The organism is Pseudoclavibacter chungangensis, assembly GCF_013410545.1.
Taxonomy (GTDB): Bacteria; Actinomycetota; Actinomycetes; order Actinomycetales; family Microbacteriaceae; genus Pseudoclavibacter; species Pseudoclavibacter chungangensis.
Window position 1 is genome coordinate 25,917 of record NZ_JACCFV010000001.1, and the last position, 14,079, is coordinate 39,995.

Below are 14,079 nucleotides of genomic sequence, written 5' to 3' on the forward strand. Positions count from 1 at the left end.
CGTCCGATGTGATGTCGAGTGCGGTCCGAGCCGTGACCCGCGTCGAGGCGTCAGCCCCGCGGGAATCGCCAGACGATGAGCGCCCCGCCGACCACGACGATGCCGAGGCACCAGGCCAGCGCGAACCACGGCGCGAGGCCGGGATCGGTGCCGAAGAGCAGTGCGCGGACGGCTTCGATGAGCGGGCTCACGGGCTGCGCGGCGGCGAACGGCTGCAACCACCCGGGCAACGAGTCGAGTGGGACGAACGCGGGCGAGAGATACGGCAGGAAGAGGATGATGAAGCCGTACCCGTTCGCTGCTTCGGGGCTCGATGCGAGCAGCCCGATCGCGGCGAACACCACCGTGATGGCGATCACCCACGCGAACACGAGCGCGCCGGCAGCGAGGTACTCGAGCGGCGCCGCCGTCGGTCGGAATCCGAGAATCAGTGCGACTCCCACGACGATCGCGGTGGCGAGAAGGTTGCGCACCACGCTCGCGGCGACGTGTCCGACGAGACATGTCGCCGCGGGAATCGGGAGGCTTCGGAATCGGCGCATCGCGCCACCCGTCACGTCGCGGTTCACGGAGACGGCGACGGACGAGGCGCCGAATCCCGAGCAGAGCACGATGATGCCGGGGACGACGAAGTCGACGTAGCCGACGAAGTTCCCGCCGGGATCGATCTCGCCACCGAAGACGATGGTGAACAGCAGCATGAGCATGACCGGCAGCAGCACCGCGATGAACAGACCCTCACCGTCGCGCATGCTGTGTCGCATACTCCTCCCCACGAACACGCGGCTCGCGGTGAGCGCGCCGGTGCCGGGGTGCGGTGTCCGGGGACCGGCGCTCGGCCGAATCGTGTCGTGTCGTGTCGCGGTGCTCATGCGGCTGCCTCCTGTGCTGAACGTCCGGGGTTCGTGGGGTCGGTGAGGGCGATGAAGGCGTCGTCGAGCGTCGGGCTCCGGAACTCGAGCCGCAGTCGCCGTTCGTGCTCGGGCAGGTCCTGCAGGAGTTCCGCGACGGACGCCGCGCTGCCATCGGTTTCGAACGTGCGCTGCACGACGTCGTCATCGTCGACGAGCACCGCTGTTTGGCCCCCGACCAGCCGCTTCAGTGCGTCCACCGTGCCGTCCGCGACGATCGTGCCGTCCCGGAGGACGGCGACCCGATCGGCGAGCGCCTCCGCCTCGTCGAGCATCTGCGTGGTAAGGAACACCGTGCAGCCCTCGGTGGCCAGCTCGGCGATCTGCGCCCAGAGCCGGGTCCTGCTCATGGGATCGAGCCCCGTCGACGGTTCGTCGAGGAACAGGACAGCCGGGGTGCGAATGATCGATGCGGCGAGGTCGAGTCGTCGCCGCATGCCCCCCGAGAATCCGGAGACCGGTCGATCGGCGGCGTCCTCGAGCTCGAACGCGTCGAGGAGTTCCTCGGTGCGGCGGCTCGCGCGTCGCGGGGCGAGTCCGAGGAGCCGCCCGAGCATCGTCAGGTTCTCCCGTGAGGTCAGCATCTCGTCGATCGACGCGTACTGTCCCGTCGCGGCAATGAGCCGTCGCACGGTCGTCCGTTCGCGGGTCACGTCGTGACCGAGGATGCGCGCCGTTCCGGCCTCTGGGTAGAGCAGTGTCGTGAGAATCGAGACGAGCGTCGTCTTGCCCGAACCGTTCGGACCGAGAAGGGCGAAGACCCCCTCACCGATGTCGAGCGAGAGCGCGTCGAGCACGGTGCGGTCGCCGTAGCGCTTCTCGAGTCCGTCGATTTCGATGATTGCCGGCATGCGGGGCTCCGTTCCTGACGTCGCGACATCCTGATATCGCGTTGTGTATAAACAGTATGGAACATAAACAGTAGATGCAAGACGCAGTTGTGGGTTGGCGCGGAGTCAGTTCGGGCTCGGGCTCGGGGCCGCGAGCGGGTCGGGGCGCCGGGGTGTTCGGGACGTACTGGAGGGTCGGGCCGTCCGGGTCGATCGGGATGATCGGGTGGTTCGGGCTGAGCTGGTCGTTCGGGCCACCGGGCCACCGGGCCGATCAGACTGCCGGGTCGTTCGGGCTGCGCTGGTCGATCGGGCCGCCCTGATTGAATGGAACCGCGCACGTCGAATGGCGCCGCGCACGTCGCACGGAACCGCGCATGACCAGCCGACCGGGAAGGGGGACCATGCCCGACAGCTCGACGCCCCGGATCCTCGCGCTCGCGTGGGGCCTGGAGGCGGCGCCGCAGCGCGGCCCGAAGCGTGAGCTCTCACTCGAACGCATCGTCGACGCCGCCATCGAGATCGCCGACGCCGAGGGCATCGCCGCCGTCACGATGCAGCGCGTCGCGAAGGTCTTCGGCTTCAGCACCATGGCGCTGTATCGATACGTGTCGACGAAGGACGACCTGCATCAGCTCATGTTCGACGCCGCCCTGAGCGAGAGCTCGGCTCCGATCGCGACGGTCGATGACGACGACTGGCGGGCCGGGCTCGGTGCGCTCCTCCGCGGCCTCGTCGCCGCATATCGGGCACACCCGTGGGCCCTCGACATCTCGCTCACGCCCGATGTTCACTTCATGCCCGGACAGATGCGCTTCGTCGACACGAGCCTGCGCGCCATGCGCGACCTCCCCGTCTCCGGCCCGACGAAGCTCGGCGTGCTCGTCGTGGTGTCGGCGTTTGCGAGGGGCCTCGCCGCCGTCGAGCGCGAAGTGCTCGCCGGCACCGCGCTGCAGCCCGAGATCCGCGCCCTGATCGAGGAAGCCGTCCGGACGGCGGGGCTCCCCGATCTCCGACCACTCGTGGCGAGTGGCGCGTACTTCGACGACGAGTCCCGCGGCGCTGCACCCGATCCCGCGGTGGCCGTGACGGAGGCGAACGCGATCCTCGACTTCGGCGCGCAGGTGCTGCTCGCGGGGCTCGACGTCGTCATCGAGCAGATGCCCCCGGAAAGCGACGAGGTCGCGCCCCCACTCGACCCGGTGGAACAACTCGAGGCGGCCGAGGCCGAGCTGGTTCGACACCGCGAGCTGCGCAAGCAGGCGCAGCGGCGCGTTCAGCAGCTGGAACGCGAGGAGGCCGCGCTCCAGAAGGCACGTGACCGTGCGAAGGAACTCGCCAAGGCGCACGCGAAGTTCGCCGCGAAGCCCGACGCGGACTGACGGGTCGCCCACGTCCGCGGTGTAGGGCCCGCCCCGGAACGGCGAGGGCGCCCCGAGGCAACGAGGCAACGAGGCGGATCTCGGACTCGACTCGTGTCCGGACGCGACCGGTCACCGCGCGCGCATCGGCGCGGCGCGGCGCGGGTCAGGCGTCCTCCGCGGCATCCGATCCGCGGGCGGACCGCGTCGCGCCTCGACGTCCCGCCCCACCGTCGCCCGCGGCCTGATCGGGAGCGGTGCGGCGCGGTTCGAGAGCGTGCCGCAGTGCGGTCTGCACGTTCTCGCTCTCGCTCGACACGACCTGGGGGAACCCCATGCGCACGGCCTCGGCCGCTCGGAGCGCTGCCTGCGTGACGCGGCGCACCTCGCCCGCGAGGCTCACCTCGCCGTAGGCGATCGTGCCCGGCTTGACGGGGCGGTTCGAGGCGGCACTCGCGATGGCGGCGACGATCGCGAGGTCGGCCGCCGGTTCGACGAGGCGCACGCCGCCCACGGTCGAGACGTACACGTCGCTCTGCGCGAGCTTGATGCCGAGGCGCCGCTCGAGCACCGCGAGGAGCATCGCGACGCGGCTCGATTCGACGCCGTTCGTGACTCGTCGCGGGTTCGGGGCGGCCGTCGCGACGACGAGCGCCTGGATCTCGACGGGCAGCGGACGGCGACCCTCGAGCGCGATCGTGACGCACGTGCCCGGCACCTGCCTGCCGCGCTCCGAGAGGAAGAGGCCTGACGGGTCGGCGACCTCACGCATGCCGTCGCCCGTCATCTCGAAGCAGCCGACCTCGTCGGTCGGGCCGAAGCGGTTCTTGAGGGTGCGCACGAAGCGCACCGCGGTCTGGCGGTCGCCCTCGACGTGCGCGACGACGTCGACGAGGTGTTCGAGCAGGCGCGGACCCGCGACCTGGCCGTCCTTCGTGACGTGGCCGACGAGCACGACGGGTACGTCTCGTTGCTTCGCGACGCGGATGAGCGCGGACGCCACCTCCCGCACCTGGCTCGGCTGGCCCGCGAGCGAGTCGATCGTGTCGCTCGCGACGGTCTGGACGGAGTCGACGATGACGAGGGCCGGGTCGACCTGGTCGATGTGGCCGAGTACCGTCGCGAGGTCGGACTCGCTCGCGAGGAAGAGGGTGGGCTCCAGCGCGCCCGTGCGTTCGGCGCGCAGGCGCACCTGCGAGACGGATTCCTCGGCGCTCGCGTAGAGCACGCGCGCGCCCGTCGAGGCGATGCGGGCCGCGAGCTCGAGCAGGAGGGTGGACTTGCCGACGCCCGGTTCGCCCGAGAAGAGGATCGCGGCACCCGGCACGATGCCGCCGCCGAAGACACGGTCGAGTTCGCCGATGCCGGTCGGGCGGTGCGTGACCTGGTCGAGGGGTGTCTCGACGATCGAGAGCGCCGCCCGGGACGCGGGGACGAGTGCGGCCTGCACGCGGGCGCCGCCGGCCTGCGTGCCGCGCTCCTCGATCGTGCCCCACGCCTGGCACTCGGGGCACTGGCCGAGCCACTTGAGCGACGTCGCCCCGCACGCGGTGCACGCGTAGGGCGCTTTGGTGGTGCGGGGGCTTGCCATTCGTCAAGCGTAGGCGCGGCCTGCGACATCGGGCGGGCCGCCGGGCGGGGTGTGCACGGATCGGCGTACGCCCGTGGCGATCGGCGTCGTGGAGGGGATCGCGGGCGTCCCGCTAGGCTCTGGACGTGCAGGTTCGCTCGTCTCCAGCGGCCGACGCCGCGGCGAGGCCGCGTGTCGTCGTGCTCGTGAATCCCCGTGCGGGTACGGGCATCGGTGGCGAGTTGTCGACGGGCGCGCAGCTCGCCGGTTTCGAGCTCGACGTCGTCGTCCTCCGGGCGTCGACCGCCGACGCGCTCGCGCGGCGCGCGCGGGCCGAGATCGCGCGTGGCGTCGATGCGCTCGTCGTGCAGGGCGGCGACGGGATGGTGCATCTCGGCGTCGGGCTCGTCGCGGGCACGGCGGTGCCGCTCGGCATCGTGCCGACGGGGTCGGGCAACGACTTCGCCCGCGCCGCGGGCATCCCGCGACGTGATCCCGGTCGGGCCGTCGAGTCGATCGTGCGGGCGCTTCGCGATCCCGCGGCCGGTGTTCGGCGGGTCGATGCGATGCGCGTCACGGTCGAGGGGCGCACGGTGTGGGCCGCGAACTCCGTCAACATCGGGTTCGACAGCGTCGTGAACCGGCGCGCGAACGAGTAGACGAGGCTGCCCGGCACGGCGCGTTACGTCGTCGCGCTCCTGCAGGTCGCGCGACGCTTCGGCACGCTTCCACTGCGCATCGGGATTGACGGCGGCGAGGTCCGTGATCGGCCCGGGCCGCTCGTGACGATCGCCAACGGTTCGTCGGTCGGTGGCGGGATCCGCCTGTTGCCCGGTGCCGATGTCGCCGACGGCGCCCTCGACGTCATGCTCGTCGAGCCGGTCGGACGAGGCACGCTCCTCGCTCTCTTCCCGCTCGCGCCGTGGGCCTGCACCGGTGGATCGACCGGGTCGAACTCACCCCCGTCGATCGCGTGGAGGTCGTGGCGCCGGACGACGTGCTCGTCTCGGCCGACGGCGAACCCCTCGGTGGCGGCACGACGATCGTCGAGTGCGTGCCGGGCGCCTGGCGTCTGTTGCGCGGCTGACCGCGAGCGGCGAGGGCGCGCGGGGCGGATTCGCGCGGGGCGGATTCGCGCGGGGCGGGATGGAGCGTCGTGCCGTGCTGCTGCGCCGCGCAGGACTGTCCGCTGCTGCTGCTGCTGCTGCTGCTGCTGCTGCTGCTGCTGCTGCCGCCGCCGCCGCTGCCGCGCGGCGCGCGGACGACGGCCGATTTGCGGAGCGATGAACGCGGGCAGTATCGTTGCCGACGGTGACGTGTCCGAGCGGCCGAAGGTGCAACACTCGAAATGTTGTGTAGGTTCACCCCTACCGTGGGTTCAAATCCCACCGTCACCGCCACCTCGAAGGCCCCGACTTCCGCATGAACACGCGGCAGGTGGGGCCTTCGTCGTCGCTGTAGGCGCGCGAATCGCACGAGAATCACACGAACGTGCACGCGGGACGATCGCGATCGCGACCGCTTCGAGATCGTTCTCGACGAGGTCCGCGGAGGTGTCGGGCGTCATCCACGCAGTCGCGTGCCCTGGGTTCCGTCGCACCACCTCGACGGTGCGTCAGCGCTCCCCGAAAGCAGGGCGAAACAGATCGGTGTCCCTGGCGGAACAGGAGTCAGCGCTTCTGATCCTCAGGGAACTCGACCCCTGTCCAGTAGATCCCACATCGCGCGCGCGGATGCCCCAGGCGCCACGTCGGGAGACCAGTATCGGCGCCTGCCCGTCCCGGGGGTGGATGATGGGGGGACGGCGTTGCTGTGCAAGAGAGGGTGAGCATGACGAGCAATCTGGTGTTCCGCGATGGAGATGGACGCACGAAGAAGTACGCGGCAGAAGAGTTCGACGCGCTGAAGTTCGCGAACGCATTCGACACGTTCCTCCGGAAGTATCTGAGTGAAGAGAACTCCACGTTCGTCATCGAGAGGCCCGACGACGGAGAATCCCTCACGATCGAGACGGCGACGGGCATCCTGAGTCGTCAGCGTGGTTCGGAGCCCGTCGAATACACGCGCTACGCCGAAGCGGGCGGTGGCGCCGCGAATATCTGGACCGTGTTCGCGAACCTCGGATACGCGCGGCTCGACGAGCTGCCGAGCTGGAACAAGGTGAACTGGGTCACGGACCGTGCGAGCGTTCTCCCCGATGATTCATTCGTGAACGTCGAACTCGCGAAGGCTCACGCGTACCGCGCTGAAGCAGCGCGTCGCCGTCAGGTCCGAGCGCTGCCGAAGCTCGACTCGGCCGCGCTCACGCGATTCTGCAAGATCTGGGCCGATACCGGTTACAACGCGTACGACGGCGCGACGCTCACGCACCACGTGCTCCTCGACTCCGGCGTGCCGGAGGACGCTGCGCATGTGGAACTGCGCGGCATCATCACGACCTTGGGGCTTGACGTCGATGAGCCCGCTACAGCGAACGCGGACGGTGCCGTGTGGGTGCGGGCGGATCCGCGGGTGGACCTCGAGCTCGAGAAGTGGTGACCGGCACCGGCGCGCGTCGGCTCAGTATCTCGTGAGACGCGTCGGGTCCGTATCTAGTAAGAGGAGAACGCTCGCGCCGAGGACGATGGCGCTCGACAAGGGTGGGCGTTGAATGCGGAGCTGATTTCGTTGGTGGCCTCCGTCGGCCCACTGGAGGTGCCGGTCGGGCGAAGAATGCGAGCGCGTCGACGGCACTGCAGGCGCTGCGGGACGTCGCGGCGGTGCGGCCGGGCGCACGCGTGCTCGTCATCGGCGCCTCGGGTGGTGTCGGGCACTTCGCCGTGCAGATCGCCGCTTCGCTCGGTGCAGAGGTGACGGGCGTCAGCAGCAGCGGTCGCGACGTCGGCCCCGTTCGCTCGCTCGGCGCCGAGCGTGCCATCGACGACGGAACGACCGATATCGCGGGTCTCCCGGAACGGCACGCCGTCATCCTCGACGACGTCGAGTCCGCCTCGCTCTCGGTGGTCCGTCGGGTTTCAGTGGTGTGCCGGCGCGCACCGGCACGCTCGTCCCGAACAGCGGTCACGGTGGGCGCCTGTTCGGTCCCGTCGGTCGTGTCGCGACGGCCCGCGTACTGTCCGGATCCACGCGTCAGCGACGGCGTCCGTTCACCTCGTTCGGGAAGCGTGGCGACTTCATCGCGCTCGCGGAGATGCTCGCGGCAGTTCGCATCGTTCCCATCATGAACCGCACGTATCCCCTCCGTGACTCCGCCGACGCCCTTCGGCACGTCGAGACGAGGCCACACGAGGGAGAAGGTCGTGATCACCGTTCCGTGACGGACACCGCGGGGTGCGCCCCGTCGGTGACCGCGCGGACGAGAGCGACGTGCGGTCGCTCTCCGCCCCGCCGCGCCTTGCTAGGCTCCCGGGGCATGGGAGCCTGGGGCACGAAGCCGTTCGAGAACGATGGTGCGCTCGATCTGCTCGCCGAGATCCGGCACGGCGACTTCTCGTTCGACGGCATCGCGTGGGCGTTCGAGGATCCCGACTACCTCGAGATCGATGGCGGTCAGATCGCGGTCGCTCTCGCCGCGCTCGTGCGGATCACGCGCGGTGACGCCGATGTCGCGACGAGCGAGTTCGTGCCCGAGGATCTCGGCGCGTTCGCCTCGCTCCTCACTCCGGAGCGCATCGCCTGGATCCAACGCCAGCTCGACCGGACGCTGGCCGGTGGCGACGCCTCGGAGCTGTACGAACTCTGGGAGGAGACCGGCGACTTCGAGGAGTGGCTCTCGGTCTCCCGCGTCTCCCTCGTGCCCGCCGCCTAGCGCGGGAGCACCCGCGTGCGCGCCCGCTGTGTATCCGAAACGAACGGCGTCCCGGTGCGACGGCACCGACATCCATTGACTTCAAGTGTTCTTGAAGTTTTAGCGTCGTGTGCATGCCATCGAACGAGTGTGACGAGCCTCGGGTGAGCGACGCCGCCGCCGACGGTGACGCGACGTCGGGTCGAACGGGATGGGCCGAGTTGCTCGATCGCGAGCACCTTCCCGCGGCGATCGTGCTCGCCGGCGGCGTCGCACTGTATGCCATCAGCACGTTCGTCACGGCCGCGCTGCTGCCCTCCGTCGTCGCCGAGATCGGTGGCGGTCACTACTTCGCGTGGGTCACGACGGTGTTCCTCATCGCGTCCGTGTTCGCCTCGATGCTCGTCACCCGGCTGCTCCGTCGCCTCGGTGCGGCCCGCGGATACCTCGTCGCATTCGGCCTTTTCGCCGCGGGCTCACTCCTCGCCGCCGCCTCGCCGACCATGGAGATGCTGCTCGTCGCACGCGCCGCGCAGGGGCTCGGGGCCGGGTTGCTCGCGGGCCTCGGGTACGCGGTCATTCGGTCGGCGCTGCCGCCTCGTCTGTGGACGCGAGCCACCGGGCTCGTCTCGGCGATGTGGGCGCTCGGCACGCTCGTCGGCCCCGCCCTCGGCGGCCTCTTCGCACAACTCGGCCTCTGGCGGTGGGCGTTCGCACTGCTCGCCGTGACCGCGGTCGTGCTCGGCGTCGTCGCCCTGCGACGCCTGCCCGGCGAACGGACGGCGACCCCCGAGGCCGAACGCGACGGAGGGCGCCTGCCGGTCTGGTCACTCGTCACCCTCGTCGCCGCTGCGGCCGCGTTCAGCATCGCCTCGGTCGTGCCCGTCGGCCCCGTCACGCTCGCCGCGATCGCGGTCGGCGCCCTCCTCACCGTGCTGTTCGTCGTCGTCGACCGTCGCAGCCGCGACGCCGTGTTGCCGCGGCTCGCGTACCGTCGGGGCAATCCCCTCAAGTGGATCTACCTGACCCTCGGCCTCATCAGTGGCGGCTCGATGCTCGAGATGTACCTTCCGCGCTTCGGTCAGGAGCTCGCGGGCCTGTCGCCGCTGCTCGCCGGGATCTTCGGCGCGAGCCTGTCGATCGGGTGGAGCGTCAGCCAGATCGTCAGCGCCGGCGTCGACGCGCCCGCCGCACGTCGACGGCTCATGGTGCTCGGTCCCGTCCTGCTCGCGGTCGCGCTCGCGATCTTCGCGGCCGTGCAGCGGGGCGATGCGGGCGTCGCGCTCGTGTGGTGCTGGACGGCACTGCTCGTCGCCGCGGGCACCGGCATCGGGATCGCCTTCCCGCACCTCAGCGTCGCTGCGCTCGCGAGCACATCGGACGAGGCCGAGGCGTCGAAGGCCGCTGCCGGTGTCGGCACGGCCGAACTCGTCTCCGGCGCGATCGCCTCCGCGCTCGTCGGCGTGTTCGTCGCGCTCGGCGGCAGCGAGCCCGCTGCCGCCGCGACGTCGATGTCCGTCGGCGTCGCCGTCCTCGGCGGACTCGGCGTGCTCACCGCGATCGCGACCGTGCGCGGTATCCGGACGCGGGGCACGGCCCCCGACGCGTGACGCGGACGGCGAGCCGGCGTCGTTGATTGCCCGATGGGTGAACGAATCCCGGCGAGCGCGAGGGGACAAGTCCCCACCCGCGGCACTCCGATCGACCGTGATCATTCTGTTACCGTTCAGGCTGCGCCGGGGGAGGAGACATGCGGTCTCCGGGGCGCCACCTGCATTCGGGGGAGCGCAGATGAAACGAGTAGGACTGATCTTTGCGCCGGCGTTGTTGCTGGCGCTTTCGTTCGCGGGGGCACAGGGTGCCGCGGCCGCGCCGGCCGACCTCGAACCGTCGGGCGCCGGAGTGAACGCCGACCTCGGGACGAAGCGCGAGCTCGTCGTCGCGGTCGTCTCGTTCGCCGACAAGGCGAACCCGTCGACCGACGTGCACGAGTTCGACGCGGTCGCGACGAAGACGACCGAGTACTGGAAGGCGGCGTACCCGGGGGCGATCTCGTCGTTCGAGTACGGCGGCGCCGTGACGTTCGACGCACCCGGGGCGTGCCGGAACTGGGACATGAACACGATCAGTGACGCGGTCCTCGCGAAGTTCGCCCCCGCCGGTGACATCCACACGCACGTCGCGCTCGTCATGCCCGACGAATGCCTCGACGCACCCGGCGTCGCCCACTACGACGCCATCACGAGCACGCACACGACCCTCGCCGTGAAGGCGAAGGGCGGCAAGGGCGTCCAGATCTGGGCCCACGAGCTCGGCCACACCCTCGGCCTCGGTCACGCGAACTCGACGACGTGCGAGTCCGGCTGCGAGGTCAAGGAGTACGACAACAGCTGGAACGTCATGGGCATCGCCATCGGCGGGTTCGACGAGGCGCCGGCACTGAGCGGCACCTACCTGCGGTGGGCCGGGACGATGCAGGCCGGCGACGAGGTCGTCGTGCCGAACGACGGCCAGGAGCACGCCGTCACGATCTCCGCCGCCGGGGCGCCGGGCAACGGGCCCCGATTCGTGACCCTCGTCGACGCGAAGACCGGCGCGACCTACGTCGTCGAGTACCGCGACGGGGGCGGGGCCGATACAGGTACGGCCTACGCGTCGTGGAACAACCCGTTCGGCGTTCGCGTCCTGCGCATGGAGACGAACGGCGAATCGACCGTGCTGGGCGAGAAGGCCGAGATCGACGGGAAGACCGAGACCGTGACGACCCGACAGGTCGGCGACACGTTCGAGACCGACTCCGGCGAACTGAGCGTCGAGGTGACCGACATCGGCAACGGGAAGGCGACGGTCACCGTGCGCGCGGGCGAAGCCGGCGCGGCGGGCGACACGACATCGGCGGCCCGCCCCACCCTCGTCGTGACGCCCGCGAGCTGCGGGAACCAGGTCAACTCGGCGCAGTACACGGGTGATCGCGACGGCGTCGAGCTCTCCATCGGCGGGATCACGGTGCCGGCGACCGAACTGCCGGAGGGGAGCTTCGACATCGGCGCCTTTCTGACCGAGCGGGCCGCGACGACCGTCTACGGCGAGCACGACGTGACGCTGACGAGGAACGGTGCCGCGCTCGGGAACAGCGCCGTCTCCGTCGTCGACCCGGCGACGCTGTCCTGCCCCGAGGCACCGGGGCCCGACACGGGCGACCACGACCACGGCCACGGCGACCCCGCGACGCCACAGAGCGACGCGAACGGAACCGGCGGTGCGCCCGGTGTGAACCCGACGACCGCAGCCGCGAACCCGACGGGGACGAGCGACGCGGGCACGCTCGCCCAGACCGGTACCGACGCCACGCCGATCGCCCTCGTGACGGTGCTCGCCGCGATCGGTGCCGCGACCGGCGCCGCGCTGATCCTGCGGAAGCGGACGCGCGCGCACGAGGAGTGACCGGCTCGTCCGCCATGGACGATCGCACGACGGGCGGTGGCCTCGGACACGTGTCCGGGGCCACCGCCCGTCGTGCGACGCCACCGCTCAGGCGGCACGTGCCGCGCGAGTGGCCCGGGACGAGAGGCATCGTGCGCACCACGTTCGCGCTCGATGCGGACGCGTTCGGCAGTCTGCAGGCGGGCGTGGGCGTCTTCTTGCTCGCGACCACGAGGCTCAGCACCTCGGAGATCGGCGCCGCGCCGCAATTGAGCGGGGGCGAGCGCCCGGTTCACGCACATTGCGCACGCATGATCTCCCGTAGGATCAAGAGTGCGTACTGGTGATCGAATGTGCGAACGGAGGACATCATGACTTCCCTCGACGTCTCCGATGACGTCCTCATTGCGCTCGGGGCTCTCGTCGAGGCCTCTCGGCGGCATGGCCGCGGCGACGCATTCCTCGTCGGCGCACTCAAGGATCTCGAGACATCACTCGAGGAACGATCGCCTCGCGGCGACGGCCTCAGTACCGAACAGGCAGCCTACCTGACCGATTCCGGCGCCTTCGCGTCGGACGAACTCGAGGCGACCGAGGCGAGTGTCCGCAGCGGCACCCTCGAACGAGCTGTCCGGGCGACGCGGTCCGCGACGATGCGTGACGCGTTCAGTGCGAGCGAGGTCGCCTCCCTGCTCGGCATCGACGCCTCACGCGTGCGACACCGGCAGGCGAAGGGGCACCTGTTCGCCTTCCTCGCCGGTGGAAAGCGCTGGTACCCGAGGTGGCAGTTCGACGGATCCCCCACGTGGACGGTGCTGCCGTCGCTCGCGGCCCTGGTCGAGGCGCTGCCGGAGGACCTGCATCCCGCGACGATCGGGGGATTCATGACGTCCCCGCAGCGTGGCCTCCGGATCGACGGGGCGAACGTGTCGCCGGTCGTGTGGCTTCGCTCGGGCGGTGACGTCGACGAGGTGCTGCGCCTTCTCGAGGGCTACCTCGCATCGTGAAGGTGCACGCCGTTCCGCCTGCGACCTTCGACGTGCGGGGCCGAGATGACGTGCGCCCGTTCCGCGATCCGGTCTGGCGCGTCTTCCGGACCGCCGGGCGGCACCCGGTTCGCTGGAACGAGTTGCGCCGTTTCGGCCCCCTACCAGGCATGCGCTTCGACCCGCATCCGCCTCCGGCGCGGCTGCATCGGGACATCGGCGTGCTGTATGCGGCGACACGACCGGTTACCGCGCTCGCGGAGGTGTTCGAGTCGACTCGCGTCATCGATCGCCGTGCGGGCGGCGCCACGATCGCCTCGTGGACACCGACGCGAACCCTCGAACTGCTCGATCTCACCTCGAACTGGCCGGTGCGAAACGGGGCGGCCGCGTCGTTGCAGATGATGGACGAGAAGTCGGTGACGCAGGCATGGGCACAGCGCATCTTCGAGCAACTCGGGCATTCGGTCGACGGCCTGCACCACCTGTCCTCGGTGACGAACGAGCCGGTCGTGACGCTCTTCCCGCGGGTCGAGGCGGTGCATGCGTTCCCGGTGCGCCCCGACTTCGTGACGATGCTCGACGCACCGGCGGCGGACGTGCTCGTCGCCCAGGCCGTCGCCCGTCTCGGCTATGGCGTCGTGTGAAGCGAGCCCGACTGGGGTTGAGAGTCTGCGACCGGGGCATGGTGTGCCGCTCGGGCATTCGACGCACGCGCGGGTGAGCTCGTCACGACACGTGGTCCGGCCGCTGGCCGGGCGGCTGCGTCGTCCTCGCGAGCCCAGGCGATCGCGATCAGTCGGCCGAGAAGGTCGAGGTCGATGTCCTCGAGCTTCCTGACGTACACGCGGCCCGCGCCCTCCGTGTAGGTGCCGCGGGACGGCAGGAGCGCCGCCCGCCGGGAGGTCCTTGAGCCCGTGGAGGGACAACTGCGCCTTGCACGGCGCTTCGCGGGCGTCGCGGACTCGAGGAACGCCTGCACGTCCTGCTCGGTCGGCCGGGTCGTGATCTCGCTGCCCATGGGCACATCCTGGGGACTCCACCTGCTGGCGAAGACGGGAGGCGATCTGGAGGTGCTCAGCATCAACGGGAGCGGGGAGGTCAGCGCTCCCGTCGGCATGGCGCACGGCACGGCGATGACGACTCTCGGCTGTGCGACATGTTCCGTGCCGATCACATCTCGTCCGAATCGGGACGTGAGGTCTGAATGA

15 protein-coding genes, 1 tRNA gene and 1 pseudogene are annotated in these 14,079 nt (G+C 70.4%); 13 read left to right on the plus strand and 4 right to left on the minus strand.

Annotation, left to right across the window (positions count from 1 at the left end; translation table 11 throughout):
• Positions 1–50: 50 nt before the first annotated feature.
• Entirely contained in the window at positions 51–872 is an 822-nt protein-coding gene (locus tag HNR16_RS00085) for an ABC transporter permease (RefSeq protein WP_158041902.1), read from the minus strand.
• Positions 869–1,762 carry an ABC transporter ATP-binding protein gene (locus HNR16_RS00090; protein ID WP_158041901.1) on the minus strand — a complete coding sequence of 298 codons (894 nt, stop codon included), beginning with the start codon at positions 1,760–1,762 and terminating at the stop codon, positions 869–871. The genes HNR16_RS00085 and HNR16_RS00090 overlap by 4 nt, the downstream gene beginning before the upstream one ends.
• A gap of 383 nt (positions 1,763–2,145) precedes the next feature.
• Between HNR16_RS00090 and HNR16_RS00095 the strand changes: the two genes are divergently transcribed.
• Positions 2,146–3,123, plus strand: a complete 978-nt coding sequence (locus HNR16_RS00095; protein WP_179558016.1) for a TetR/AcrR family transcriptional regulator — start codon at positions 2,146–2,148, stop codon at positions 3,121–3,123.
• Positions 3,124–3,268: 145 nt separating this feature from the next.
• On the opposite strand, the gene radA is transcribed toward HNR16_RS00095, so the two are convergent.
• A complete protein-coding gene (gene radA, locus HNR16_RS00100) occupies positions 3,269–4,693 on the minus strand; it encodes a DNA repair protein RadA (RefSeq protein WP_158041899.1) in 1,425 nt (474 codons plus the stop codon).
• 125 nt (positions 4,694–4,818) lie between these two features.
• Here radA and HNR16_RS00105 point away from each other — a divergent pair, with 125 nt between their 5' ends.
• The 6 genes and pseudogenes from HNR16_RS00105 to HNR16_RS00125 all read left to right on the plus strand — a co-directional run bounded on the left by HNR16_RS00105 (position 4,819) and on the right by HNR16_RS00125 (position 7,210).
• A complete protein-coding gene (locus HNR16_RS00105; RefSeq protein ID WP_179558017.1) occupies positions 4,819–5,331 on the plus strand; it encodes a diacylglycerol/lipid kinase family protein in 513 nt (170 codons plus the stop codon).
• Positions 5,332–5,337: 6 nt separating this feature from the next.
• Positions 5,338–5,574 (plus strand): annotated as a pseudogene (locus HNR16_RS19085) (diacylglycerol kinase); the annotation flags it as partial.
• 20 nt (positions 5,575–5,594) lie between these two features.
• The gene (locus HNR16_RS19090; RefSeq protein ID WP_179558018.1) at positions 5,595–5,759 is read left to right on the plus strand and encodes a hypothetical protein; all 165 of its coding nucleotides are present in this window, start codon (positions 5,595–5,597) and stop codon (positions 5,757–5,759) included.
• A gap of 69 nt (positions 5,760–5,828) precedes the next feature.
• Complete coding sequence (locus HNR16_RS00115) at positions 5,829–5,987, plus strand: hypothetical protein (protein ID WP_179558019.1); 159 nt, start codon at positions 5,829–5,831, stop codon at positions 5,985–5,987.
• Positions 5,983–6,072: transfer RNA gene (locus tag HNR16_RS00120), tRNA-Ser, on the plus strand. The genes HNR16_RS00115 and HNR16_RS00120 overlap by 5 nt, the downstream gene beginning before the upstream one ends.
• A gap of 430 nt (positions 6,073–6,502) precedes the next feature.
• Entirely contained in the window at positions 6,503–7,210 is a 708-nt protein-coding gene (locus HNR16_RS00125) for a hypothetical protein (protein WP_158041897.1), read from the plus strand.
• A 53-nt stretch (positions 7,211–7,263) separates the two neighbouring features.
• Here the strand turns inward: HNR16_RS00125 and HNR16_RS00130 are convergent, their stop codons facing one another.
• Complete coding sequence (locus HNR16_RS00130) at positions 7,264–7,632, minus strand: hypothetical protein (RefSeq protein WP_158041896.1); 369 nt, start codon at positions 7,630–7,632, stop codon at positions 7,264–7,266.
• A gap of 452 nt (positions 7,633–8,084) precedes the next feature.
• Between HNR16_RS00130 and HNR16_RS00135 the strand changes: the two genes are divergently transcribed.
• From HNR16_RS00135 to HNR16_RS00160, 6 genes are all read left to right on the plus strand, one after another.
• Complete coding sequence (locus tag HNR16_RS00135; protein ID WP_158041895.1) at positions 8,085–8,480, plus strand: DUF4259 domain-containing protein; 396 nt, start codon at positions 8,085–8,087, stop codon at positions 8,478–8,480.
• Positions 8,481–8,593: 113 nt separating this feature from the next.
• On the plus strand, positions 8,594–10,069 hold the full coding sequence (locus HNR16_RS00140; RefSeq protein ID WP_158041894.1) for an MFS transporter: 1,476 nt from the start codon (positions 8,594–8,596) through the stop codon (positions 10,067–10,069).
• Between the two features lie 181 nt (positions 10,070–10,250).
• The gene (locus HNR16_RS00145; protein ID WP_158041893.1) at positions 10,251–11,903 is read left to right on the plus strand and encodes a zinc metalloprotease; all 1,653 of its coding nucleotides are present in this window, start codon (positions 10,251–10,253) and stop codon (positions 11,901–11,903) included.
• A 131-nt stretch (positions 11,904–12,034) separates the two neighbouring features.
• Complete coding sequence (locus HNR16_RS00150) at positions 12,035–12,229, plus strand: hypothetical protein (protein WP_158041892.1); 195 nt, start codon at positions 12,035–12,037, stop codon at positions 12,227–12,229.
• Positions 12,230–12,253: 24 nt separating this feature from the next.
• A complete protein-coding gene (locus HNR16_RS00155; protein ID WP_158041891.1) occupies positions 12,254–12,889 on the plus strand; it encodes a hypothetical protein in 636 nt (211 codons plus the stop codon).
• 50 nt (positions 12,890–12,939) lie between these two features.
• On the plus strand, positions 12,940–13,515 hold the full coding sequence (locus HNR16_RS00160; protein WP_179558020.1) for an RES family NAD+ phosphorylase: 576 nt from the start codon (positions 12,940–12,942) through the stop codon (positions 13,513–13,515).
• Positions 13,516–14,079: the final 564 nt, after the last annotated feature.

What these genes read in the sequence shown, in the direction of transcription:
- HNR16_RS00085 (WP_158041902.1), bottom strand. Translation starts at nt 872, where the DNA reads ATGAGCACCGCGACACGACACGACACGATTCGGCCGAGCGCCGGTCCC.
- HNR16_RS00090 (WP_158041901.1), bottom strand. Translation starts at nt 1,762, where the DNA reads ATGCCGGCAATCATCGAAATCGACGGACTCGAGAAGCGCTACGGCGAC.
- HNR16_RS00095 (WP_179558016.1), top strand. Translation starts at nt 2,146, where the DNA reads ATGCCCGACAGCTCGACGCCCCGGATCCTCGCGCTCGCGTGGGGCCTG.
- radA (WP_158041899.1), bottom strand. Translation starts at nt 4,693, where the DNA reads ATGGCAAGCCCCCGCACCACCAAAGCGCCCTACGCGTGCACCGCGTGC.
- HNR16_RS00125 (WP_158041897.1), top strand. Translation starts at nt 6,503, where the DNA reads ATGACGAGCAATCTGGTGTTCCGCGATGGAGATGGACGCACGAAGAAG.
- HNR16_RS00135 (WP_158041895.1), top strand. Translation starts at nt 8,085, where the DNA reads ATGGGAGCCTGGGGCACGAAGCCGTTCGAGAACGATGGTGCGCTCGAT.
- HNR16_RS00140 (WP_158041894.1), top strand. Translation starts at nt 8,594, where the DNA reads ATGCCATCGAACGAGTGTGACGAGCCTCGGGTGAGCGACGCCGCCGCC.
- HNR16_RS00145 (WP_158041893.1), top strand. Translation starts at nt 10,251, where the DNA reads ATGAAACGAGTAGGACTGATCTTTGCGCCGGCGTTGTTGCTGGCGCTT.
- HNR16_RS00155 (WP_158041891.1), top strand. Translation starts at nt 12,254, where the DNA reads ATGACTTCCCTCGACGTCTCCGATGACGTCCTCATTGCGCTCGGGGCT.